Source organism: Bosea sp. BIWAKO-01 (assembly GCF_001748145.1).
Classification (GTDB): domain Bacteria; phylum Pseudomonadota; class Alphaproteobacteria; order Rhizobiales; family Beijerinckiaceae; genus Allobosea.
Genome location: NZ_BCQA01000001.1, coordinates 2,951,757 through 2,975,258 on the forward strand (window position 1 = coordinate 2,951,757; position 23,502 = coordinate 2,975,258).

The following is a 23,502-nucleotide window of genomic DNA, read 5'->3' on the forward strand; positions in this document are numbered from 1 at the left end:
GAAGCCGCTAAACAGACTTTCTGCCCGACGAAAATGGAGTTCCTGACCTCAGCTATGCCAAGCAGCCCGAATCCGAGCAGGCCCGGCTTCTGGGCACGCCTCGCCGAGCAGGTCGTCTACCGCTCTGCCGAGATCGTCGAGCGACGTGAGGGACAGTGCTTTATTCCTGCGCATCCGCGCCCGCGGGAGAGGGAGCAGAATATCCTCCAGATCGTTCTGGGCGCCCGCCATAACCTGATCGGCAACTGGCTGGAGGATCACTATCGCAGTGGTGTCGAGAGCTTCCGCGTCCTGCGCCGCCAAATTGTTTTTGTGAACACACCCGAGCTCGTCAAGCACGTGCTCGTTACGCGGCATCAGAACTACGAACGCAAGAGTCCGCAGATGCGCCGGGCGCTCGAAGCTCTGCTGGGCGATGGCCTGTTTATCAGCGACGGCGAGATCTGGAAGCGCAGACGACCGCTCGTCGCCGATATCGTCCACAAGCGACGGCTGCCCGAGTTCGGGCGGACGATGGAGGCCGCTGCGCTTGCTCTGGCGGAGGAATGGGCGCAACTGCCGGAGGGCACCGAGGTCGAGCTAACGACGGACATGGCGCAGCTAACGGCCGCGATCATTTCTCGCGCCGTCTTCGGCAATAAGCTCGGGCGCGAGGCGGCGGAGCGCGTCGTCAACGGCTTCAGCGCCTATCAGCGCGCGACCGATTCCTTCAATCTCGGCTATTTCCTCGGCGCGGACGAGGGCTGGCCGGCGTTCGGGGGGGCGGCGCGCCGGCGCGCCGTCGAGATGGTCCACAAGGTTATCGAGGACGTGATCGAAGCGCATCTGGCCGGTGGAGGAGATGCCGGATCGATGGTCGATCTGCTGATCCGCCGCAACCAGCGTTCGGAAGGCGCTGAACTCGATGTCGGCGCGCTACGCAACGAAGCCGCTACCATTTTCATGGCCGGGCATGAGACGACTGCGGTGACGTTGACCTGGGCTTGGTATCTCCTTGCGAACGCTCCCTGGGTACGCCAGGCTGTCCATGACGAGATCGAGGCGGTGTGCGGTGACCGGAGCCCGGTTCTCGACGATGTTTCGCGACTGCGCTGGTGCAAGGCCGTGATCCAGGAAACGTTGCGCCTCTATCCCCCGGTCCCGCTCCTTCCGCGCCAGGCGCGCGCAGCCGACAGGATCGGTAACATTGAGGTGGAGAAATCGGCGCTGATAATGATCGCGCCGTGGCTCCTGCATCGCGCGACGGACCTTTGGGACCGGCCCAACCATTTCCTGCCAGAGCGCTTCCTCGATGGCACGCGGATCAATCCTTTCGCCTATATCCCGTTTTCTGTCGGTCCGCGGATTTGCGCCGGACTGAATTTCGGCCTCGACGAGGCCATCCTCTGTCTCGCGGTTTTGGCGCAGCGATTCGAGGTCGTTCCGCGTCCGGATTATCGCGTCGAGCCGATTTGTCGGCTAACGCTACGGCCTAGCGGTGGCCTGCCGGCGACGATCGTGCCGAGGCGTCGATCAGCCACGCGTCAACGCTGACAAACAGGGCGAGCAACTTGCATCGCATTCTCTATCGGCTGTTCCGTCATCTGCCGGTGGCTTGGGTGTCCCTTACTGGCAGCTTGGTCGTACGAGCCAATGTCCGACTTAACCGGCCCGAGATCCGCGCGAACGCTTGCCGGAACTTGCTGCAGCATGTTCCCGGCATCTCCGATCGCGAGATCGATCGCACCCTCTCTAGCTTCCTCGACAACGTCGGGAGAATGATGGCCGAGTTTGCGGTCCTTCCACGGCTCGTTCCGGAAGGTCGAGTGGAATTGAGTGGGGTCGAACGGGCGGTTGAGCGTGTCGGACAAGTCCCGACATTGGCGCTCGCCCTGCACACGGGAAACTGGGAAGTCTTCAGCCCAGTGATGCGGTCGCTCGGAATCCCGGTCGCGAGCTTCTATGAACCGCCGGAGGATATCGTCCAGCGCGAGATCGCTGAGACCGTCCGACGCCAGTTTGACACGAAATTGCTCTCACCGGACCGACGCGGCATCCGCGATAGCCTCGCCATCCTGAAGCAGAATGGTGTGGTTGCGATCTTCGCCGACGAGGCGCGCGGCGGGCGGACGATGGCCCCACTGTTCGGGCGCCCGCCGCACGGCGAGGGCAATCTGGCGATCGCTGCGCGCCTTGCGCGCCATACTGGCGCCCAGCTCGTCGTCATCCATTGCGAACGTCTTCCCGGGGTCCGGTTTCGGCTCCATTTCGGCGAGCCTTTCATTCTGCCCGCGGGCGAACATAATCTGTTTGACGATGTTTCGTTGCTCAATGCGGCAATCGAGCCGATCATTCTCAAGCACCTCAATCGCTGGTACTACCTCGACGATTCAATCGCGCCGCTCGATGGTTAGGCGGTCGACCGAGGACGGGAGTGGCGGTGCAGCAGACGCAGCGGCCGGTGGCCGTGATCTCCGGCGGATCAAGCGGGATCGGCTTGGCATGTGCCCGGCGATTGCGCCAACGCGGATACCAGCTCGTTCTGCTGGCTCGCGACGAAACCAAGCTTCGGTCGGCGCAAAGGAGCCTGGACGATGGATCGTTCCCCCTGGCTGAAATCCACTCGCTGGACGTGGCGGACGCGGACGCCTGCGCGGCGCTAGTCGCCGCAATCCATGAGCGTCACGGCCGGATCGACTGGCTGATCACCTCTGCCGGCATCGTCGAGCCCGGCCTGTTCCTCGACCTGGACCTCGCGGCGCACCGCGCGCAGATGGAAACGAACTACTTCGGAACGCTGCATCTCCTGCGCGCCGTCGCGCCGATCATGAGGACGGCCGGGGGCGGGCGGCTCACCTTGATCGCGAGCGCTGCAGCCTTCACCGGCATCGCCGGCTATTCGGGCTATGGTCCGAGCAAATTCGCGGTCCGGGCTCTGGCAGAGACGCTCTTCAGCGAACTGGCTCCTTTCGGTATCGCGATGAGTGTCGCCTTTCCACCCGACACCGATACCCCGCAGCTCGCATACGAGAATCGCAGTCGTCCGGTGGCGACACGGCTGATCGCGCAGGGCGGTGGCATACTTTCCGCCGACCAAGTAGCAGAGTCGATGATCAGGCAGGCGGAGGCCGGTCGCTTTGTGCTTGCGCCAACGAAACTGATCGCGCTCTTCGGACTGTTTCACAGCCTCTACGCTCCGTTCTTTCTCCGGCGTCAGCGTCGGATTCTGGGTCGAGTCGAGGCCGGGAACCCGCCGACGCCAGAGGAACGGTGAGCACCTGCGGGTGGGGCGTGCGCCCGGCGGCTCCGAACTGCGGCTGAGGTCGCTGGCGAGCTAACCGTAATAGGCGATGTATTTCCGGAAGTACTCGTCCCAGGTGACCGTCCTGCCGCGATAGCGGTAGCGGGTCGAGGCATCGGCCCAGGTCACGGCCAGCTTCTCCGCGACGATCGGATGAACGGGGACCTGCAGGTCCCGCAGCGTGTCGAGGCGCAGCGTCGACCAATAGGTGCAGCGCGTCCCGAGTTCACGCTCCAGATAAGCCAGAAGCATGTTCAAAAGCCTGCCGTTGGGGTGGGCGGTCGTGTGAAAGAGCCGGCGTTTGCGGAAGTTCTCGAGGACGAAGGCGCCTAAGCCGATGTCGAATCTCTTGTCCATGGCGAGCAGGCGCCTTTCTTCGAACCCATGCAGCCGAGTCGGATCGATGATCCCGCTGATCGCGAGCGTGCGATAGACGCGAAATCGCTCTTCGTGATCGGGAATGTCCCGTCGTAGCCTCGCCAACAAGCCGTCGAAATAGGTGAACTCGAAATTCGGATAGTCCTTGGCGGCCGCCAGTCTGTCGTCGGGGCCGTTGAATGCGTCGAAAGGCCAGAGCGAGGCGAAACGCACGCAGGGATAGCGCAGGATTTGAGCCTGAGGCGGCACATAGTCGCGAAGCGGATATTGCTCCCATTCCTTGATGTCCTGGATCAGGAGAACATCAGTGGATTCGAGGTCGCGCCGGCTCTGCTCCAGAAGATTTGGCGGCAGCTCGAGCCCATGATGGCGGATCCGGAACCGCTTGGAAAAGCCGCGATGCGTCCCGAGGCAACGGGCCAGGATCTGCGCCTGACAGTTGCCGAGAATGAGGAGGTTCTTGCGCGCCGAAGCAGGCGCGACCACCTGCCGTGCAGGGAGAGAAACGCCCTGGACGGCCGAACCCGGGACCCGGACGACGCGCAGATCGTCGAGCGCCAGCCGCGCAGTGCCGAACTGGCGCATTTCGATGCGCAGGCGGGACGGCATTCCGGCTTCGTAGCCCAGATCGGGGGGGATAGCGAACGGGATGGACTGTTTGCCACTTTCGAGGTCGCGGCCGAGGAATCGCTTCTCGACGATGATCCTTTTCTCATGGTCGGTGAGCCGTAGCTCAAGGGCCGGACTCGCAGGGCGCTTCAACCTCGCCACTCTGAAATCGAGGTCGAGGTTGAAGCGGCCGGCCGGCAGACAGAACTGCGTCCAGGGCGGCCCGAATGTCAGCCTTCCGATCGAAAGGGGCGAGATCGCCAGACTGCCCGGCAAGGGGAATAGCCGGCAGCGGCCGAGCAGGCGCCAACTCATCTCGCCGGGACAAGGCGGCTCGTCCGCGCCGGTTTCAGCCAGGGAGAGCTTCGTCACACGGAATGGACAGGTTCCGAACGCGGTGAAGCGAAACTCGAACGGTGCGTCATTACCCGATTCGATGCTGATCGCTTCGGGGACCTCGAACAACATGCGCTGTTCGCCGGCTCGCAGTTCAGCAGGCGTGAAGTCGCTCCAGGCCTGCAAGATGCGGTTCTGGGCGATCACTTCGACACCCAGAACCGGATGTCGCCCGAGCAATGCCCGGCCGGGCTGCACCATGAACGTCAGGCAGTAGCGTCCCCGCGGCAGCCGCAGAAAGGGACCGTACATCATGCTGCGGAAGGGCGGGAACAGCGAATAGCCGACAGTTCCGTCGTCGTTGCGCCGGCCAGGCGTCTGCACTTCCATGAGGGGCAGAAGATCCCGCTCCCTGAAGGCAATCGATGTCGAGGGGGCCGTCACGCTTTTCACCCGCTCCGCTAAGGCCGTAACCGTGCGGTTCCAGACTGAGCCAGACGCCGCGCACGACAGCTGCCTTGTTCGCGCCGCGCTTGCAAGTCTTGTCCAAACGGAAGGCCATGTGTGAGAAGCGGCACGGAATTGACAGTCCCGGGATATTTGCCGAGACCTCTGAAGGCTCTGCCGGTGGCAGATGGAGTTGACGAGCTCGCGCGGCATGAAACAGTATTGTTCACTACCGGAGATGCTGGCTCACCACGCCGCCACGCGAGCGCAGCAACCAGCTATCGTGCTGGCGTCGGACGCTCACGGCGTTGCGCCGGAACTGACATTCGAAGCTCTCCATCGCGAGGCGGCCGCGCTGGCCGGCCGATTGGCGCAGCGGGCCTTGCCCGGAGAGCGCGCCCTGCTGCTTTTTCCGACGGGGCTCGAATTCGTCGTCGCGTATTTCGCGTGCCTAATCGCCGGTATTGTTGCCGTTCCGCTGATGCCGCCCCGCAGGGCGGCGCGAGCCGATGCGAGCACGGCCATCATCGCCGACTGCTCGCCCCGTCTCGTCCTGACGCCGGTGGGCGGATGGGGCGGTCTGCAACCGGGTCTGTTGGCGCGTTTTGCCGAACTGGGAATCGCGCATGTTCCGGTCGCCCTCGGTGGCGCGGGCGTCGACCCGCTGCCGCGAGATCCGACGGGGCCCGATACGCTCGCCTTTCTCCAATACACGTCAGGGTCGACACGTTCGCCCCACGGCGTGATGGTGACGCATGGCAATCTCCTCGCCAACCTCGCCATGATGCAGCAACGGCTCGGTACCAGCGCCGACACCTGCCATGTCAGTTGGGTGCCGCTCTACCACGACATGGGGCTGATCCTGAACCTGCTGCTGCCGCTCTACAGCGGCGCGACCAGCGTGCTGATGTCGCCGTCTGGCTTCATGCACAGGCCGCTCGGCTGGCTGCGCAGCATTTCCCGTTTCCGGGCGGAGGCGGCGACGGCGCCGAACTTCGCTTACGACCTCTGCGTGGACCGGTTCCGTCCGGAGCATATGGAGGGCATCGATCTGCGTTGCTGGCGCCTGGCGATCAATGCTGCTGAACCGCTGCGCGCCGCCACCTTGAAGCGCTTCGCGGCGTGCTTCCAACCCTATGGCTTTCGGACTGAGAGCATGCACCCGGCTTATGGCCTGGCCGAGGCAACCCTCATGGTCAGTTCGTCCGCGGCAGGTGAGGGGGCCGCGCTGCGCAGCATGAGCGCCGATGCCTTGCGGGCACGCGAGATCGCTCCGCCCTCGTCGGAAGAGGACGCGGCACAGATGGTCTGCTGCGGCCCCGCGCTCGACGGCCTCGAGATCGCGATCGTCGATCCCGATACGAGGCGTCGCCTGCCGTCGACGAAGGCCGGCGAAATCTGGGTCCGCGGAGCCAGTGTCGCGGAGGGATACTGGGGCCGGTCGGCGGATAGCGAGCAAGTTTTCCGTGCGTCGATCGCGGGAGAGACCGGAGCCGCGGAAAGCTGGCTGCGAACCGGAGACCTCGGCTATCTGGATGGCGAGCGGCAACTTTTCGTTGTCGGCCGGCTGAAGGACGTGCTGATCATCCGGGGAGTTAACCATTATCCTCAGGATATCGAGGCGACAGCGACCGATGCACACCCCGCCTTGCGACGTGATCACGGAGCGGTCTTCACTGTCGCCGACGGAGCGGGGGGCGAGAGGGTCGTGCTGGTCCAGGAGGTCGAACGCACGCAGCGGCGCGCGCTGGACCGGCACGCGATAGAGGTCGCAATCCGCGCCGCCGTAATCGAGAGCCACGAGGTCTCGATCACGAGGATCGCGCTGATCAAGCCGGGCACCTTGCCGAAAACGACAAGCGGCAAAGTCCAGCGCTTCCGTGCGCGCCAGCTCTGGCTCGACGAGGCGCTCGAACTCCTCGAATCGCCTCTTTCCGTTTCCTGATCGCCGTTAACCCGGACCACCAATGCCCACCTACGACGAAATTCTGGCGTTCTGCGTGAAGGAACTGTCCGCGATCCTCGGCATCGACGCGGACGGCATTGCAACATCGGCGGCGTTCACCGGCCTGGGGCTGGATTCCGCGATGGCGGTTCACCTCATCCTGGCGGTCGAGGAGAAACTTGGGATCGAACTCGACCCCGGCGTCGTCGACGAGTATCCGACCGTTGACAGCTTCTGCTCGTATTTGGCTCATTCTCTATGAGCGTTATGCTCAGGGGGCAGACCACTCTTAAGCCGGCAGAGATACGATCGACGATTGGCACCGGGATCGGGCTGCATCTCGGCCGAGCCTGAATCCGGCGGAGCCTGTGGTGATCACGTCTGTCATGCGACGCAGTCTTCGGGGGCAGACGTGGGGAGGACTATCAGTTCGATAAAGGTTTCGGGCTTGATCGTCATGGTTGGAAATACTCCCGCATTCCCGTCGCCGCCGCGCGCCTAGTTTCCATGTATTTTCCGCCGCGGGTCAGTCGAAAAGCATAGGCGAGCTCCTCGACTGACCAAATCAACCGCATCGTCAATCAGTGACCTCGGCTCCGTCGTCAGTGACGGACTGCGATGGCTTCTCTTGCGGCCAGAACTGTCTCGATTAGACGGCGCAGCTGCCTGACCGAGCCACCTTTCCAATGCGCTGAGAGCGCATCGCGCTCGTCGTAGCTCAGCGGTTGAATCCAGTTTGGATCTCGGCGGCGCTCGATCATGAGCTCCGCCATGATCGGTGCAAGCAGCGCGTCCAGATGGATTGCCTGCGGCGTTGGGAATTGCAGGACCCGCATTCGGTCGCGAAGCGGCGATGGCAGCGGCGCCACGCTGTTGGCAGTGGCGACGATGCTGACGTGGCTGAGATCGCATTCGATCTGTAAGGCCGGGTCGAGGAAGCGGCCGGCCGTTTCGGTTTCGAGAAATGTCAGCAGCACATCCCACAGGCGTCCATTGTCGGTTCTAGTGGCAGCCTTTTCGAGCTCGTCGATCATTGCGATGGGATTCGCATGCTGAGCCCGAGAGATCGCGAGGAAGGGGTGAGCCGGCTCACTACTATGCCAGCGGCGCTCCGTACCTCCGAAGGCTGCACCATCGGCAGCCGCAGCGCTCGTGCGCCAGACCATCACGCCCATTGTCTCGCCTAGACGCCTGACGAACCGCGATTTGCCCGAACCGGGCTCTCCGACGAGCACGAAGGGGCGCAGCTGGACGAACTCGCGCCCGATCAAGTCAGCCAGAACGCGATCAATCAAAGAGGCAGCGTAGGGGAACTCGAACACGAGCTCATCGCGGACGACAGTCAGATCCGGGGTCGGGACCAGCGGAACGGGCTTCCCGATGATGTGTTCGTGACCTTTCATAATGTCCCGCGTCTTGCTGGTGCTGGCTTTGGCAAGTGCACCGCAGACCAGGACATGGCCCAATGGGACGGGCGTCAACGAGGCAGCGCCCGCAAACGCCGCGTTGCCGGTAAGACTATCTTTCGCCTCGGAGACGGCCGCTTCCTGATCGGCCTGAGCCTCTCCAAATGCCTCTGCACGAGCATCATCGACAACAGCGTCGACCGCCGCGTTTGCCATGGCGAGCACCAGGTCGATTGCGCGGCTCGATCTCGCTGTGGTGAAGGCGCCGCCGGCGATGATCGCCCAGCCGATTGCCAGTCGCGCGGCCTGTGCACGGATGTTAAGCGGCACGTCCGTCTGGAGGCTATCGACGGCAAGCTTGAACGCCAGGGCTACGCGCGACTGCTGGTCCCGATGTTTGTCGAACGGTGTGACGCCGATCATCAAAACGCAGTTTGCCAGCGCCCTGAGCAAGGGCTCGTCTTCCTTGACGCTGAGGGCGTCGAGCTTCTTCACAAGGTTGGCGCAGGCCCTGTCACTATTTGTGGAAAGCCAGGCTGCAAGCTGCGGTGCCAATTCAGGTGCGGCTTCGCGGATCTCCCCGGCGATCCGCTCCCGGATCGATCGTCCGAACCTGATCGTGCTGAAGGCCAGGCGAAGCAGCCGTGGCAGCTTCACATAGGGGTCATCCGTGTCCGCTTCGGCAGCGGTGCGCGTCAATCCGACCTCAATCTGCGCTTTAAAATCGTCCAAGTCACTCATGATGCAGCCTCCTGCCTCACGAGGTGGCGTCGCGGTGATCCGCGACCGAGGGGCTGTAGACATGAGGAGCGGCCCGCGCCGCCTTGCGCGCACGCCCGTCCATCACGAGCTCATGGTCGAGTTCACTCCAGGCATGCAAAGCGTGATCGCAGCTCGGATCGGCGCGTCGCCGGCGCGCGAGAGCCCGGATCAGGACGAGCCGCGCTGCCCGGTTGCCCATGAGGCTGGCGACGATGATAGCTGACATCATCGCATCGATCAGAGCTTCCGGCACGCCGGCGCGGTCGTATTTCAGAGCAAGCGCTACCGCAGCGGACGCATCCCCACGGCGAGCCTCAACCCAACGCGGCTCATTGATGAATTCGAGCGGATTGAGGACGCGATCATACAGCCCCTCGAGGCTGAACTCGCTCCAATCTTCGGGACCGAGCAGCCGCCACCAGAAGTTCGGCGGATTGGTGATGCAGGCAGGCGCCAGGTAGTCAGAATGATCGGGCATGAGATCTCCATCGTGCTGGGCTCGGGGCCGCGGCACGTTCGGATTGAATGGAATGGGAAAGAATGGGCTCTGACGTGCCTAGCGCGCCGGGCGCCACACATGGGTCGAGGTCTTGGTCGAGCCCGAAGCGATCGCGGCCGCCTTGGCGCCGCTATCGACAACGATCGCGCGCTTGACGACCAGCCCAGCGATGCGGTCCGGGTCAGGCCCGATGAAGCCGCGCGCAATGAGCTTGCGGCGTACTTCACGGTGCGTCGCGTTGAACGAGTTGACCTCGACCGAGCTGATCTGCGTGCCGGTGCAGATCTCGAAGCGCTTGGGATCGTGCTTGATCATGCGACCGTCGAGGCCGTCATAGTGCAGCGCGTAGGTCTCGGCCTGCCACGGCTTGGAGCGGCGAGCCAACTTCGGCGCCGCGCTCGGCACCACAACCGACTGTGCCGGGCGCGGCATGACCGAGCTCGGCGAGTAACCAAGAACGTCAGCGAGGTGGCGGCGCGGGCTCGCCACTGGGACCGTGGCGGACGGGCCGTTGCTCGACACTGAAGGTGCCTGGGGAGCCTGCCACTTCACACGCCGTGTCAGAATGGTGATACCGCGCCTGACGAGCTCCTGTTCCAGGATCGCGAGCATGCCATCGATGGCCTGCTGGTGGTCGGCCGGGACCTGACGGACCTTGGGCGCCCTATCGCGGATGACTCTGACTGCGCTCGTGCTCTCGACCATGGAGGTCAGCCTGTGCTCGACGATCTCGGCTTCCTGCTTCCTGAAGTTTGGATGATCGCAGGTCAGCAGGATGATCAGCGAGTAGCCGGCATGGAGCCACTCGTCCTGCGTGCCACTCACGCGCGCGGCGAGGTGATTGGATTCACCGATCCGGACTTCCGGGCGCTCCATCGGCGCTGCCGGTCGCAGCATCATGTATGCACCGGGGCCCTGAAGCGACTTCGCCGCCAGCATGTCTGCGATCTGCCCCGGGGGACCGAGGACGATCCTTGGGACGAAAACCGAAGGACAAACGCTTTCGAGCTGACGATGATGCTCGAAGCCGCCTGGCACGACAGGCGGCAGTCCGGATCTGGTATGCTTGGGATAGCCGGGATAACCGCCAGCCAACGGAGATTTCGCAGCGCCCGGGGCACCGCTATAAGGGCTCTCAGCCATGATGTATCCTGATTCGATACAGAGTGGTTAGGCTGTCAGTCCGCTTGCCGGCGGGCTGGCAGCCGTCCGAAACGGGCGGCATGCCCGAGTCAGAGCCTAGTACTGGGCTTAAAATGACCCTGTAGGCAATTCATCCTCGAGGTCTTGGTTAATGGCTCCCGATCGAGGAGACTTTGCGTTGAAGCAAGCGCAGCATGTCGCGCATAACATTCGGCTGAGCTTCGAATGCTACGGCGGCGGGCGTTGGTACCCGAACCAGAGGGCACACGTTCGATCTTCGGAGCGCGCGCCAAAATACACGCCATTTAGGTTGAAACTGGGCACTGCACTTCACCGGGCTGTTGCCGCGGACGAAGTCCGCGCACTGGGGCTACCTAGACGGCGGCAAGCAGGGTGGAAGCACTGAAGACATCGCCGACAAAAAGATAGCGCCGCCGATCGGCTCAAGCCGATTCAGCGAACGTGGTGACGTTGCCCCCAAGTTTTATCCAGCTGTGAGTTCGTTTCTGGCGGTTTGGATGCCCCTTCGGGCGGGTGAAGCGTCGGGCGTCGGCGCTGTGCTTGTCACATAGCGTAACGCCAGGGCGCATCGCGAGGTGAAGGTCGAGGCGAAGGCCTGCGTTCAGGCAGGCATCGACGGGAGTTTTAGACACCTAGCGAACGGCGGTCAGGCCGTCATGGGGCCCGTGATCTGTCCCACTGGCGCAGTCCGCGTCATGATGGCGACGACACCGGTCGACTTCCGCAAAGGCGCCGAGGGCTTGGCTGCGCTGGTGCGCGACACGAGGGGAGCCGATCCGCCATCCGGATGCAATGGGTTTTGTTCGGTTGATTGTACGCCTCCGGTAAGGATCTCACCGGAGGCTTGGTTGATTGCGCGCGGGTCCAGGTGATTCCGTGTGTCCCGCATATTGGTGCGGCTGTTCACGGGAACACTGCCTGTATGGAGACCCCGGGTCGGGTCCAATCCGCTCTCGCGCGCTCGAGGCAATTGGCACGCCATCCTATTTGCCGAAGCTTACCTTGTGGTTCAGGAACGATGGACTACTAGATTGGAGCGAATAAATGGAGTGCGCCCCTGCGGGTAGACAGGATCAAGCTGCGGATTTGACCGTGAGCCGAGCGTGTTGATCCTCGAACTGCTGCGGGCTGAGATAGCCGAGCGCGGAATGCAGTCGGCTGGCGTTGTAGACCTGATCGATGAAGCGCGGAAGGTCGGCAGCGACGTCCTCGAAGGTCTCGTAGGCCATCGGATAGACGGTCTCGACCTTGTGCGTTTTCATGAAGCTCTCGGCCTTGGCGTTATCGTACGGATTGCCGCGGCGCCCCATCGATCCGACGAGACCGTGTTCGGCAAGTGCTTGCCGATAGCGCCCCGCCGCATATTGCGATCCGCGATCGCCGTGATGTACGCAGCCCGGCGGCGGTTTTCGCCGTTCGATGGCCGAGCGCAGAGCGGCCAGCGTCAGCCTGACGTCGATCGAGCGGCCGATGGCATAACCGACGACCTTGCGCGACCAGGCGTCGAGGATGACGGCAACGTAGACGAAGCCCGAGGTGATCGCGACATAGGTAATGTCGGCCACCCAGAGCTGGTTCGGTCCGTCCGGGGCCATGTTCTTCGCCAGGTTCGGGAAGATCGGCAGTTCGTGATCGCCATCGGTGGTGGCGACATAGCGCCGGCGCCGACGCGGCTGAAGACCGTGCTCGCGCATCAGGCGCCGGATTTTCTTATGATTGACGACAAAGCCGCGGTGCCGCAGCGCTGCCTGCATCCGGCGGTAGCCATAGGCCTCGAAACTGTCGGAGATCGCCGCCATCGTCTCGACGAGCGCCGTGTCGTCGATGCTGATGGCCGGCTTGTCGTAATAGGTCGAGCGCGCGATCCCCATCAGCCGGCATCCTTCTGCGACGGAGATGCCGCGGGGCCGGTGACGACGGATGTAGTCGCGCTTCTCGGCCGCGGTCCGTGCTTCAGAGCCCCCTTTAGGAACTCGATCTCCAACGCCTGTCTGCCAACGAGCCGCTCCAGCGCGGCGATGCGCGCCTCATAGGCTTCGATCGTATCGGCGGCGGCCGCCTCGTCGTCGAAGGCGCCGGCTTCGAACTTCTGGATCCAGATGCGGATCAGGTTGCGCGACAGATCGTGTCGTCGAGCGAGGCTGTGGAGCGTCTCGCCCGCCAGGTAATCCTGGGCCACCTGGCGCTTGAACTCGACGCTGTGAGAACGATGTCGAACCATGGCTTTCATCCTTCGAAAGCCCGGCTCTCCGGTCAATTGCTGGCCGTCACCATGTCCGCCTCAACGGGCGCATTCCAAAATGGTTCTATGATTGCCGACATTGGCCATGGGCACATGTCCGGTGAGCGATTGCTGGCGCTTCCAACGCTAAACGTTGCGAATATCGTAGCATTTCTCGCATCATGGCGGATGTATTCTGACGATTAAAGCATCTGCGTCGACGTAAGAAAAATACGGGTCAGCTGAATCGGAAATGGAATTTGCGTCGAGAAACCCGACGTAATCGTAGGGTACAATGAAGCGCCAGATATCGCTTCCGCGCCACTGGCGGGCTTCACTCGGCGGCGCCTTCGCCAAGGGCGCGCCGACCTACGCCAGCTTTACGAGCGCGGAGTATTGCTTTTGCTGAGCGAATCTACAATATAGATATACTTGGGCCGGAGTGACAAAGCAGGGTGGTTCGAAACCGTTGCTAAAGCCACTTGACGTCGTACCCCGCACACGCAAGTGTGCCAGAAATTCCGAGATGAATTTGAACATATCGCCGGTGTATTTTGACTCAGCATCTTTCGCATTCTTTGCGGAAGATGCTGATAAATGCAGTTGCCGCGCGTGTCCGATTCGATCTGGCAGCAATGCAAGTCCATTTTTGGCCCCGCGATCTTTGCATTCAAATTTGAGGAAGATCCGCATGACACCGGCTGACGACAAATCCAGTGACGACTTCGATCCGGCTGCGCCTGGTAATGTGGCGGAACGGTCCCCGGCCCTTGTTGAGGCTGCCAACATGGGCGGCGGGGAGGAGCCTCCAGAGCCCGGAGGTCTAGAAGCGGCTCCCCTCAGTTCGATCCGTGTCGAAATCATCAAGGCACGTCAGTTCTTGAAAGATTGTATGACTTCCAATCCGCGTGTCGGATATGGGCTTGGAGCTAAGATCAGGTGGGGGCAGGTGCCCGGACGGGATTTCAGTACGGTCGATTGCAGCGGCTTCGTACGGGAAGCCATACGGCGATCGACTAGCCTTGGAAATCAATTCCCGGACGGCTCGGTCGTGCAGCACGATTGGGTGAAGGCACAGGGCCTGGAAAAGGGCGCCATAGGAGATGGCCTTCTGCGGGATGGCCGCGTGAGGATTGCCTTTCTGCGTCCGCAGGATTCACCCCACCGGATAGGCCACGTCGTCCTAATTCACGACAGTACGACACTCGAGTCGCATGGAGGCACGGGACCTAACTCTCGCGCCTGGGATGAGCGCGGTTGGCAGGTGAATGCGTTCGTCTACCTGCTTTCCCCCGCTTAGCCCTCGCCCTCTAACGGCCGGAGGGCAAACGGACACGGAACCGGTGCGATGCCGAATACTGCAACATTGAACGGTATCGTGAGATGCGGGCCAGTCTCCAGCATATGGCAGGGCATTTGTTTCAGAACAGCCCGATTGAATTTCGGCCGAAGAAGAGGCTCTGGCCCGAAGTGCCGGGCTCAGGGCGAAGCCCGGCTGCTGTACGGGGCGGGGGCTGGCAGGCATGTCAAGCGGTTGTTTCATTTTGAAGTTGGAAGTCGCCTTCCTTGGAAGGGCTCATTTGAGGGGCAGTGCCTAGTTCTAGTTTGGTAACGGTGTTGAGCTTCGGTTGATCGAGCGGAGCCGCGAAGGGGGAGACGGTTAATGTCTGAACTGAACGTTCTGAGTTTCGTTGAGAGCGCCGAATTGCCATCGGCGCGGCTCGAAGCAGCGATCATTTCTGCGCCCCCCATTGATCTGAACATGCTGCCGTCCAGCCTTGTCGCGGGTAACACACTGATTGATTTCTCGGCCGCGCCATCTGGAGCGGTGCGGTCCGGTGTTTCAATGGCGCTGCTGTTCGCGAGTCGCGTGGCTGACGCAGCGATGCGCGAAGGCGATGACGAAGACGATTGGCTCGCATCGTACAAGACCAATCTTCGCAATCTGGGATTCGTAATCCCGCAGTCCGCTCTTTCGATTTCGACGTTCAAAAAGAAAGGCGCTTTCGTCCATAAAGCCATCATCCCATTTCTGACGATCGCTTTCGGCGGTGCTGGAATTGGCCCAGTCATCCTAGCCGCGCTCAACAACCTTCAAGAAATCGATAAGGAAAAATCCTGGATTACACTGTTTGATAGAGAAAGCCGCAAATTCAACACGCGAGAGACACATTACGCGGCCGTCAATGCTGATGGTTCGGAGACGGTGATCCGCCATGTAGTCGCGCGCCTCTCATTCGAGCAGAGCGAGACTAATGTTCTGTTCTTTCGCGTCACGGACACGACAGCACAATTCGAGAGCGCGACGACGACGATGAGTGCAAACAACAACTTGCTCGCTGTGCTCGAGCCGCGGTTGCGGCAGCGCATGGAGAGTGAGATAGGCAATTTTATAGCCGAGGCGCGGACATGAACGCGGTGCCACCCATAAGGAATTGCGGTTTTGGGAGATACCCTTGAAAGGCTTCCGGGCTGGACCCTTCTGCCTTCAAGAACAGGCCATGGCACCTAGGGTAACGTCCAGTTTGACCTAGGGGATGCGCACCTCGGTGGGGCGCCCGCCGATTCAGTGGATCAGCAACAGTGCCTCGTTGGCGTCGTCGTCGTGTACTTTGGTCTGAAAGCTCTCGGCACCCTTTCTGTAATCAAACCTGCGAGTCACGGAACCGGTCAGGGTACGTCCATCGCTGGCCAGGGAGTCCGCCACGAAATGACAATTCGTTAGCACTAAGTCACGTGCAATGAGGGATCCTGTACCAGCCCGGAGGGCTGATACCCCACATACCTGATTTCCAGGACCGAAGGATGACTTCGAAAGTCCACCCCATCCCGAAATGGAGTTCGCTTTCGGGCGGCGAGCAGGGCCTCTAGGGGCCGTGGACTCTTGGGATTCCCATGGGCGCTGATGCGTGATTCATATGGGGACGCCCCCTCTGGCAATGGCTTTTTTGTCGGAGTGGGTTTGATCGGTTGCTTTCATATGTCCGGCCTGTTTGTGCGGTAATTTGATACCGCTGGCCCTGATGGAAATCCGCCGGAGAGGTCCCTGATCAAGTTGGCGCGCGGTTGAGGCGCATTAGGGCTGAGACTCAATTGGCCCACCAGGTGATTGCGGCGGCGATGCAGACGGCTGAGAGGAAGATATCAGCGCGCTTGTCATAGCGGGTGGCGATGCGCCGGAAGTCCTTGAGCCTGCAGAACATGCGTTCGATGAGGTTGCGAGCGCGATAGGCATCGCGGTCGTAGGAGTGCGGGTTCTTGCGGGTTGGATTGGGCGGGATAACGGGCTCGGTTCCGCGCTCGGCGAGCCAATCGCGCAGACTGGCGGCGTCATAGGCCCGGTCGGCCAGCAGTTTGTGGCTGGGCCGGCGGATGGCGAGGAGCGCCCTGGCGCCGGCGAGGTCGTGAGCGTTGCCGGGTGTCAGGACGAAGGCGACGGGCCGGCCGCGATCATCGCTCGGCGCGTGGATTTTGGTGGTCCGCCCACCGCGCGAGGTGCCAATGGCATGATGATGAGCCCCCCTTTTGCGCCAGCCACCGAGCGGTGAGCCTTGATGTGGGTGGAATCCACCGCGCCGGTGAACACTCCGTCCGAGCCGGTCAGTGCGTAGAAAATCCGCTCCCACACACCCTGCCGGCTCCAGCGGTTCCAGCGATTCTAGACCGTGGTGGAGGGGCCATAGACTGCCGGGCAGTCCTTCCAGCGACCGCCCGAGCGCAGCATGTGCATGATGCCCGAGATCACACGACGGTCATCCACCCGCCGCGCCCCGCCCTGGCCCCGAGGCAAATGCGGCTGGATCGCCTCCCATTCTGCATCTGACAGCCAAATAGACCTCTCGCTTCCGTGCCATCCGAACACCTCCGGAAGACACGGAATCAGATCACCGCCTCGCCAACAACCCAATTGAGTTTCGAGCCTAGATCACACGGGTTTTCCTCGCCATTGGCTCGATCGTTACTCATCATCGACTGCCACGACCAATTCGGTGATCTGGGTTCGTCAGGCCGTCAGTTCGTAGGACCGATAGGCTTCCTTCCGATTGAGCACGACCCATGCGATCCGGGCCAACTTGTTGGCGAGTGCGACTGAGACGACCCGGAAGGGCTTCGTCTCCATGAGTTTCCTGATCCAGGCGGCCATAGGCGTTGGTTTATCCTTGATGTGACGGATGACGGTCGTCGCCCCCACAACGAGTAGCCGACGCAAGTAGCGATCTCCTGCCACAGTCCGAAATAGTTAAGAACTGGGCTTGCAGCTTTGCCACCGCGTGAGCCCAGTTCTGCTTGCGGTTCGATCCGCCGAAGTGAAGGCCCATCACCGTTAGTCCATCATTAGTCAGGTTAACCATGGCGGATCCTGAATTACCCCCGAGCGTGGATGCATCGTGAGTGCAGATCCAGTGCCTTGTGTCGCCTGGCACCTCGCCCGGCCCGGCCTTGATCTCGCCCGGTGCGAGCCGCTTCACGCCGAACTTGCTGTTGAAAATAGTGGAGAGCACCTCCGCGCTTTCGAAGCCTGCGTCTGGCACGCCGTCGAACATCCACCTCCGCGGCTTGCCCGGAAATCCGAGCACGTAGATGTGACGCTTCTTCTTGGGCTGCGAGTCATCGGTCTCAAAAGTGAGCGGCTTCGGGAACGGCGTCTCTCCGGTCGGTTCAAGGCGCAGTACCGCCATGTCGAGATGAGCGAAGTTGATTCTGTATTCGATCGCGTCTGACCCTGCGAATGCGACACCCGTCACTCTGAAGCGGGCAGACGACGTCGCACCGTCTTCTCCGAGAAAGTCGACGGTGGTGGAGTCCGGCCAATTGAGTGTCCACGAGCCACCGGCCTCAGTGGCAATCGCCTCGAGAACGTGACGGTTCGTCACGACTAGGCCTGCCGCGAGCACGAAGCAGGTGCCTGCAAAGCCGGGGTTTACTGGCACCTCGATACGCCCAACTGACGCAGCGACCGATTGGATGTCATGTTTGTAGCGTTTGAGTGCCCAATCCCAGTCTCCGATATCAGGAGCTTGTAAATCGACGAAACCGTCCTTGACGATCAAGCTTGGGCGCTCTCCATTGGTCAGGATCACCGCCTCAAGGCCCAGTTGCTCGCCCAGTGTGAAATTTTCGGGTGCCTCGTCTTCAAAGGTCTTCGCGAGTGCTGACCGCGCACCCGCTACCACCTCGCGCTTGATTGTCTCCTGGTCCCCCTTGGACGCATCCATCGCCTCGCTGGAAATCGCCTCTTCGAGCCGCTCCACCCGTTCCCTTTCCGAGCGACCGTTGGTTGCGCCCTCCGTCCTTCCGCTCGGCGATGCCTCCAGCCGTTCTAGGCCGGGGCTGGGCGCTGCCCGCTCCGGCAAGCCGCCGCGCAACAATTCGGTGGACCCGCGCACCGCCTCAGGGTCGGCCTGCTTGTTCCAATCGATTTTCACGTGGTGCCTCCCAAAACCTCGCCAGATTCATCTCACCACATTGCGGTAGATCTCAGTGCCGTCCGGCAGTCGCATACGCTCGATGAGCGTCGGCCCATCGAAGTCGAGCGTCAAATAGCCGTGCGGGACAAATTTATGCTCCTCGCCCTTAACTAGGGGGTTCGGGCCATCAAGCACGAGGCAGGCGGGGGCAGCGGCGTTTCCCCGAAGACGCTTCCACTCTACCCCGTGGCTGGCTCTCTCGGTTTCGGCTGATGTCACGGTAGATTTGCGGGGCGAGGGGATGCCGCCATTTCCCACGCAGCGGCCGAGCAGCCCGAATGACGGGTGGCGATCATAGATGACGCAATCGTGCTCGTGGCCCCAGTACCAGGCGGCGATCGCCTTCGATTGCAGTAGGTCCGATAGCGCTGTTTGGAGTTTCGGGCCCTGCTCGTCGAGCCGCGAGAATGGCTGATGGTGAGACGACAGGACGATCTTTCGGCCGCCAGCATCTCGCACAAGCGAATTCAGCCACGCAGCCTGCTTGTCGTCGACGTTGTGGTCGGTGTGGGCCGTATCGAGCCCCACAAGCAGCCAATGCTCATTCCGGAATGCGAAGTAACTCGCCTCCTGGCCGAACGCCGGCAAGATGTCGTCGAAATAAGCGAACCCGCCCGAATACATCTCGTGGTTGCCATTCAGCGCGCGGCTGATCTTACCTGCATCGGTGGGCCAGACCCTTAGAAAGCGGTCGTTGGCCTCGTACTGCGTGCCCGAATAGTAGATGTCGCCTAGATGGAGCAGTAGATCGTAGCCGCCCTGCCTGCGAATCGAAGCTGCCGAAGCAGGCGCACCGTAAAGGCCTGTGCCCCAGTCACTTAGCACCGCGACACGCGCTTTGTCCGGCATCAGAGCGACGCCCGATCCCGCCGGGCGTTTAATATCGCACCAATCATCCTTGTTGACGTGGTCCATGAGGCTGCGTAGCCAGCCTAACCAGTCGCCGCCCCAGACGCCCTCGCCGAACTTCGCCTCCAGCCCTCCAGCCTCGAGCTGGCGCCCCTTGGTGCAGCGCTCTGCCATTGCGCTTTGGAGGCGAGACGCTTCGCGATTCTGGGCCGTAAATAAGACCCCGGCACCCACCTTTTCGGCCTCTGCTGCGAGGGTCTCGACGAGGTTGTCATAAACATCCAGGTCTTCGTTGCGTCTCCCCCCCTCTAGGCCCTCCATCGACGGACGCGCTTCCTTGAGCGTTTGTAGCGTCACAATCGGTGTGCCACTGCCATCGGCCGGCCATTCAGCCATCCCCGTCTTCCCCCGTCCATCGGTGCTGCTGCTACTGACATCAACGCAGCATCACGACTTAGTTCAAACAGCTCGCAATCCTGCCTCGAACAGCTGCGCCTCGCGCTCACGCCTCTTCTGAAGACCAGGCACGGTCGGCCAGAGCCGCTTCATGGAACGCAACTCACCAGGGATTCTGTCGAAGGCTCGTGCTCCCATGTGGGCCTTGATCGCTCGCATCTCCTCGTACCTGTCGCCGGCCTTCGGATAAGAGGCTCCCCGGTTGTAGGTGAGCGAAACGAGTGCACCAAGGCAGTCCGGGCCTATCGCCGCAGCGTTTGGAAGCGAGCGTTCGACGAGCCCAATCCAGCGGGGCATGACCCGGGCCCTGTGTACCGAAATCGCGGCAGTCCAAGGCACATCGACCTGATCAGCAAGGTCTCTCGCGACATGCTCTGCAATCGCGCCCGTCTTGCCAATCGTCGACCGCAGAGCATCGATCATGGGGCGGGGAATCGTGCCGCCAAAATCGGTGGCGAGTGTTGGCGCGTTCGCGTAACCCACGTCATAGCCGATGCCGATCGTCACACCGGAAGCTCCGCCCGGCCAAATTGGGCCGCGATACTTGCGCGTGTAGACCTGCTCACTGCTGACCTCGAACTCAACGATGAGGTCGAACGCGACGCCCGAAATCGGCGTTGACGAAGGCGCGCCGCCCGGCTGGGCTGTCTCAAGGGCGGAACCCTCGACTTCTGACAGCCATTGCAATCCCTCGCGGTTACTTCTCGCCTGCTCGAGTTCACCTTCCGTTAGCGCGACGTCGTCGTCTGCCATCGTTCGCCCCCCGAAAATTTTTTACCAGTGACCATCCGCTCGTAGCTTTGGCACATCAAATATTCCCGCATCGCTCCGTGAAAGCGAGCTAAGGGCAGCAAGAGGCGGAACCGCAAAATACGGAAGAGTTCCGAATTTACATTAATAATTAAGCGCGCTATGCAAACGATCTGTCAAGTTGTCGACTGCGGATGCCTCTCGTAAGGGCGATACACCTGAGATGCGGCGAGGGGCGTGATGGGACGCTTAGTAAGGCCATCACCGCCGCTGAGTGGTGGGGTCGAGAGCGCCCTTGGAGACCAGGCCAACGCTCCAGCTGGGTATAGCGGCGACAGCTACCTTGAGCGCGTCGCCAAATACATCCCGGCCGAGATTGTTGCATTCTTTATTTTCGCCAATGGCATCTTGAAGCAGTCGATCATCAATGCGGAGGCCACGAAGGTCGAAGCACTAATGGCGGGCTTCAACGTCTCATCGATCGGTACCACCATCTTCTTTTTGGCCTGGGTCGTTACCCCAGTCTATCTCTGGCGAATGCGCGAGCCTGGAGATGGCTGGCGCACCAACGCCGTGCTGGGCTTCGCGCTGTTTCCATTCTGGGCCTATGCAATCGAAGGTGTCGGCGCCACGGCGATCGTCCCATTCGACGGCCACTTCGCAAGCATCCTTCTCGGCGTTGTGACCCTTACGAGCGGGCTCGTACAGCCTCCTCGGGCCGAGGTGAAGGATCAGGGTGGGGCCCGTAGGACGTGACGCGGGCGGCACGCTGGTTTCTGCTTCACTGAAAGGCAGAATGACCGATAAGGCCAAGCCAACCGGTGATCTTGATCTTGGCGCAATCTCGGGACCGACGATCGCGGCGATTTGCCGAGAGTTCGAGGTGCCATGCGCGACCGAAGGTGGATTCCTACGCGCGACCAGAATTGTTGTCCGGCCAGTCGTGCTGCGCCGCATGAGGTGGCGATCCGGGCCCTCTACCCAATCAAGGTAAAATCGGTTGAAGAGGCTCTTGGAATTCTTTTTATCCTCGACTGACACATGATCCAGTTCCGGTGGCGTCAAAAACCTCGATCCCTGATGGCAATGTAAGGGCGTGCTCGATGGCCGCTTCGCTTTATCGAGGCGAAGCGCGCCAAGGAGCCCGCGCGGTTGCCGGATCGGGATCGACACCGACGGCTCGGACACTGGCCCCGACGCGGTGTCTGACGCTCCCGGAATTCGCCTCGTCGGAGACCCCAGGCCAGGTGAATTGTCTGCCCACGCAAAAGGTGATCAGATCCTTTGCAGAGGTCTTTATTATTACTCACTAGCGGTTGAGCACCGGTTGAGGTCGGTGAAGCAACATTTCACACTGGTCGAACAAATCCAACGTATCTTGCCACGAGGTGACACGGTCCGCCATGATTTGTCAGACTTTGTGGAATTCGACATTGCTCGTCAGATCTTGTCAGGAGAGCACTGATGCCCTTCTTCTGCAGGATGGCGTCAAGATTCGCACGAAGCAGGATCTCCTGGCGCTGCTGGCCGAATCCGCCAGGCCAGTCCCAGAGGACGACGCCACCCTCAAAGGCGACTCGGCTGAGTTGCTGCAGTCCGGGGCGAACAATCCCCACAATGCCGAAGAAGCGCCGTGCGCCGAAGAGGATGAAGGAGCTCGAGGCTGAGAACGCCCGGCTCCGCCGCGCCGTCGCCGACCTGACGCTCGAAACTCGCCCGGTTGTTTTCGTCGCAGCCAAAATTGTCGTTGAGGGTGCGAAATTTGACGTCGATGCCTCCGGAAGGGCGCGTTTTTATGCTAAGAGTGGCCAGATCGCGCTACGAGTTCTGTCCTTTGAAATTGCGATGATCGCATGCACACGCGATAGATAAAGTTCACCGAACAGTCGTGCCTACGACAAGGAAACAACTCGGATGAAGAACCCTTCACTCCTTCATGAAGAGCGATATGTGTCTCACACGTGCGACCAACAAGAACGATCGACGGAAGCTGCAAGGCGGCTTTGGTGACACGTGCTAGCTACTGAGCATCCTCTCGAAACTTGCGTAGCCCGGGTTTGGACGGATCCATATAAGGCCGTCGACGGTGCGGCCTTCCTGGTTGGCGACAATCTGCTATGCACCTGCACGCATGTCTTACAGGGGAACCGGGCAAATCCAGCAGCAGACGTCTGGGTCAATTTTCCCTTCTTGGGCGATAAGAAGCTGAGAGCGACCCTCGTCGGGGCGACGGCAGTCGAAGGATCCGGAGGCGACATTGCGTTCTTGTCATTGCTTGATCCGCTACCGCAAGGTGCCATGGCTTTGCGCACTTTTGAGAGCCGCTTTTCCGTGGGTATGCTCTGCGACACCTATGGCTTTCCCTTAGGATACGAAGAAGGCATCCCGACATCCGCAGTCATAGGCAATCGAACGGCACTTGGCTGGCGTAACCTGATTGCGGTCAATTCACAGGGCGTGGTCATTGAAAGGGGATTCAGCGGAGCCCCGGTTTGGGACATAGTTCGACAATGCATCGTTGGCATGATCGTAGCAATGCACAGAAAGGCTCTAGTCTCGTTTGTGATACCATCCGAAGTGATATCGAAGGTTTGCCCTCAACCCCTAGATCTAAGCGATGCGGAATCAGTGTTTGATGAGCGAGTTAGCGAACTATTGCTCCGGAGCGCTGTGCGATTGGCCGATCCTGAGCCAATAGCGAGCTATCTTTCCAACTTACTCCGCGAACATAAGCGCGGAACGGCGCGCAAATGGATTTATTTGACGTTGGGCCAGCTCGGCGGTCTTCGAGCCAAGGGGATCCTTAGAATTTGGACTGACCGAGAAACCGATCTTGCAGCTCGAGATGGGCTGGAGGACGCTCAGCGAATTCTTCGGGATGATTGACTCAGTGGTCGCTCGCGTGATTTGGTAGCAGTCGTCAAAGTTACTA

General features: G+C 61.3%; 18 protein-coding genes and 2 pseudogenes. 9 read left to right on the forward strand and 11 right to left on the reverse strand.

The window, feature by feature from the left end:
* Positions 1-54: 54 nt before the first annotated feature.
* The 3 genes from BIWAKO_RS13635 to BIWAKO_RS13650 are packed head-to-tail and all read left to right on the forward strand — an operon-like array spanning position 55 to position 3,253.
* The gene (locus BIWAKO_RS13635) at positions 55-1,533 is read left to right on the forward strand and encodes a cytochrome P450 (protein ID WP_069879126.1); all 1,479 of its coding nucleotides are present in this window, start codon (positions 55-57) and stop codon (positions 1,531-1,533) included.
* Between the two features lie 17 nt (positions 1,534-1,550).
* Entirely contained in the window at positions 1,551-2,393 is an 843-nt protein-coding gene (locus BIWAKO_RS34220; protein WP_074471552.1) for a lysophospholipid acyltransferase family protein, read from the forward strand.
* 26 nt (positions 2,394-2,419) lie between these two features.
* The gene (locus tag BIWAKO_RS13650; protein WP_176733314.1) at positions 2,420-3,253 is read left to right on the forward strand and encodes an SDR family NAD(P)-dependent oxidoreductase; all 834 of its coding nucleotides are present in this window, start codon (positions 2,420-2,422) and stop codon (positions 3,251-3,253) included.
* A gap of 60 nt (positions 3,254-3,313) precedes the next feature.
* Here BIWAKO_RS13650 and BIWAKO_RS13655 read toward each other — a convergent pair whose 3' ends face one another.
* Positions 3,314-5,263 (reverse strand): WcbI family polysaccharide biosynthesis putative acetyltransferase, encoded by a 1,950-nt coding sequence (locus tag BIWAKO_RS13655; RefSeq protein ID WP_141740071.1) that lies wholly within the window; start codon positions 5,261-5,263, stop codon positions 3,314-3,316.
* On the opposite strand from BIWAKO_RS13655, the gene BIWAKO_RS13665 reads away from it, so the two are divergent.
* Positions 5,262-6,995: a fatty acyl-AMP ligase gene (locus BIWAKO_RS13665; protein WP_069882462.1), complete on the forward strand. Its 1,734-nt coding sequence runs from the start codon at positions 5,262-5,264 to the stop codon at positions 6,993-6,995. The genes BIWAKO_RS13655 and BIWAKO_RS13665 overlap by 2 nt on opposite strands.
* 22 nt (positions 6,996-7,017) lie before the next feature.
* A complete protein-coding gene (locus tag BIWAKO_RS13670) occupies positions 7,018-7,257 on the forward strand; it encodes an acyl carrier protein (RefSeq protein WP_069879131.1) in 240 nt (79 codons plus the stop codon).
* 340 nt (positions 7,258-7,597) lie between these two features.
* Here the strand turns inward: BIWAKO_RS13670 and BIWAKO_RS36635 are convergent, their stop codons facing one another.
* From BIWAKO_RS36635 to BIWAKO_RS13695, 5 genes are all read right to left on the reverse strand, one after another.
* On the reverse strand, positions 7,598-9,142 hold the full coding sequence (locus BIWAKO_RS36635) for an AAA family ATPase (protein WP_244523437.1): 1,545 nt from the start codon (positions 9,140-9,142) through the stop codon (positions 7,598-7,600).
* A gap of 16 nt (positions 9,143-9,158) precedes the next feature.
* Positions 9,159-9,641, reverse strand: a complete 483-nt coding sequence (locus BIWAKO_RS13680) for a hypothetical protein (RefSeq protein ID WP_069879132.1) — start codon at positions 9,639-9,641, stop codon at positions 9,159-9,161.
* A gap of 78 nt (positions 9,642-9,719) precedes the next feature.
* The gene (locus BIWAKO_RS13685; protein ID WP_141740072.1) at positions 9,720-10,805 is read right to left on the reverse strand and encodes a hypothetical protein; all 1,086 of its coding nucleotides are present in this window, start codon (positions 10,803-10,805) and stop codon (positions 9,720-9,722) included.
* A gap of 1,094 nt (positions 10,806-11,899) precedes the next feature.
* Positions 11,900-12,748 (reverse strand): IS3 family transposase, encoded by an 849-nt coding sequence (locus BIWAKO_RS13690; RefSeq protein ID WP_141740073.1) that lies wholly within the window; start codon positions 12,746-12,748, stop codon positions 11,900-11,902.
* Positions 12,697-13,047 (reverse strand): transposase, encoded by a 351-nt coding sequence (locus BIWAKO_RS13695; protein ID WP_069882464.1) that lies wholly within the window; start codon positions 13,045-13,047, stop codon positions 12,697-12,699. Before BIWAKO_RS13695 ends, BIWAKO_RS13690 begins: the two co-directional genes overlap by 52 nt.
* A 1,663-nt stretch (positions 13,048-14,710) precedes the next feature.
* Here BIWAKO_RS13695 and BIWAKO_RS13705 point away from each other — a divergent pair.
* On the forward strand, positions 14,711-15,460 hold the full coding sequence (locus tag BIWAKO_RS13705) for a hypothetical protein (RefSeq protein ID WP_069879136.1): 750 nt from the start codon (positions 14,711-14,713) through the stop codon (positions 15,458-15,460).
* 676 nt (positions 15,461-16,136) lie between these two features.
* On the opposite strand, the pseudogene BIWAKO_RS34805 reads toward BIWAKO_RS13705, so the two are convergent.
* The 5 genes and pseudogenes from BIWAKO_RS34805 to BIWAKO_RS13725 all read right to left on the reverse strand — a co-directional run bounded on the left by BIWAKO_RS34805 (position 16,137) and on the right by BIWAKO_RS13725 (position 20,573).
* Positions 16,137-16,909, reverse strand: a pseudogene (locus tag BIWAKO_RS34805) (IS5 family transposase).
* Positions 16,910-17,050: 141 nt separating this feature from the next.
* Positions 17,051-17,269 (reverse strand): annotated as a pseudogene (locus BIWAKO_RS37560) (IS110 family transposase); the annotation flags it as partial.
* The gene (locus BIWAKO_RS13715; protein WP_465247425.1) at positions 17,202-18,263 is read right to left on the reverse strand and encodes a trypsin-like serine peptidase; all 1,062 of its coding nucleotides are present in this window, start codon (positions 18,261-18,263) and stop codon (positions 17,202-17,204) included. The gene BIWAKO_RS13715 and the pseudogene BIWAKO_RS37560, both read right to left, overlap by 68 nt.
* Positions 18,264-18,500: 237 nt before the next feature.
* Complete coding sequence (locus tag BIWAKO_RS13720; protein WP_084651365.1) at positions 18,501-19,760, reverse strand: metallophosphoesterase family protein; 1,260 nt, start codon at positions 19,758-19,760, stop codon at positions 18,501-18,503.
* A 63-nt stretch (positions 19,761-19,823) separates the two neighbouring features.
* Positions 19,824-20,573 carry a lysozyme family protein gene (locus BIWAKO_RS13725; RefSeq protein WP_069879139.1) on the reverse strand — a complete coding sequence of 250 codons (750 nt, stop codon included), beginning with the start codon at positions 20,571-20,573 and terminating at the stop codon, positions 19,824-19,826.
* Between the two features lie 237 nt (positions 20,574-20,810).
* Here BIWAKO_RS13725 and BIWAKO_RS13730 point away from each other — a divergent pair, with 237 nt between their 5' ends.
* From BIWAKO_RS13730 to BIWAKO_RS37330, 3 genes are all read left to right on the forward strand, one after another.
* Entirely contained in the window at positions 20,811-21,326 is a 516-nt protein-coding gene (locus BIWAKO_RS13730; protein ID WP_141740074.1) for a hypothetical protein, read from the forward strand.
* Between the two features lie 861 nt (positions 21,327-22,187).
* Positions 22,188-22,442 carry a hypothetical protein gene (locus BIWAKO_RS13740; protein ID WP_141740075.1) on the forward strand — a complete coding sequence of 85 codons (255 nt, stop codon included), beginning with the start codon at positions 22,188-22,190 and terminating at the stop codon, positions 22,440-22,442.
* Positions 22,443-22,583: 141 nt separating this feature from the next.
* Positions 22,584-23,456, forward strand: a complete 873-nt coding sequence (locus BIWAKO_RS37330) for a S1 family peptidase (RefSeq protein WP_074471555.1) — start codon at positions 22,584-22,586, stop codon at positions 23,454-23,456.
* The last annotated feature ends 46 nt before the right edge of the window (positions 23,457-23,502 follow it).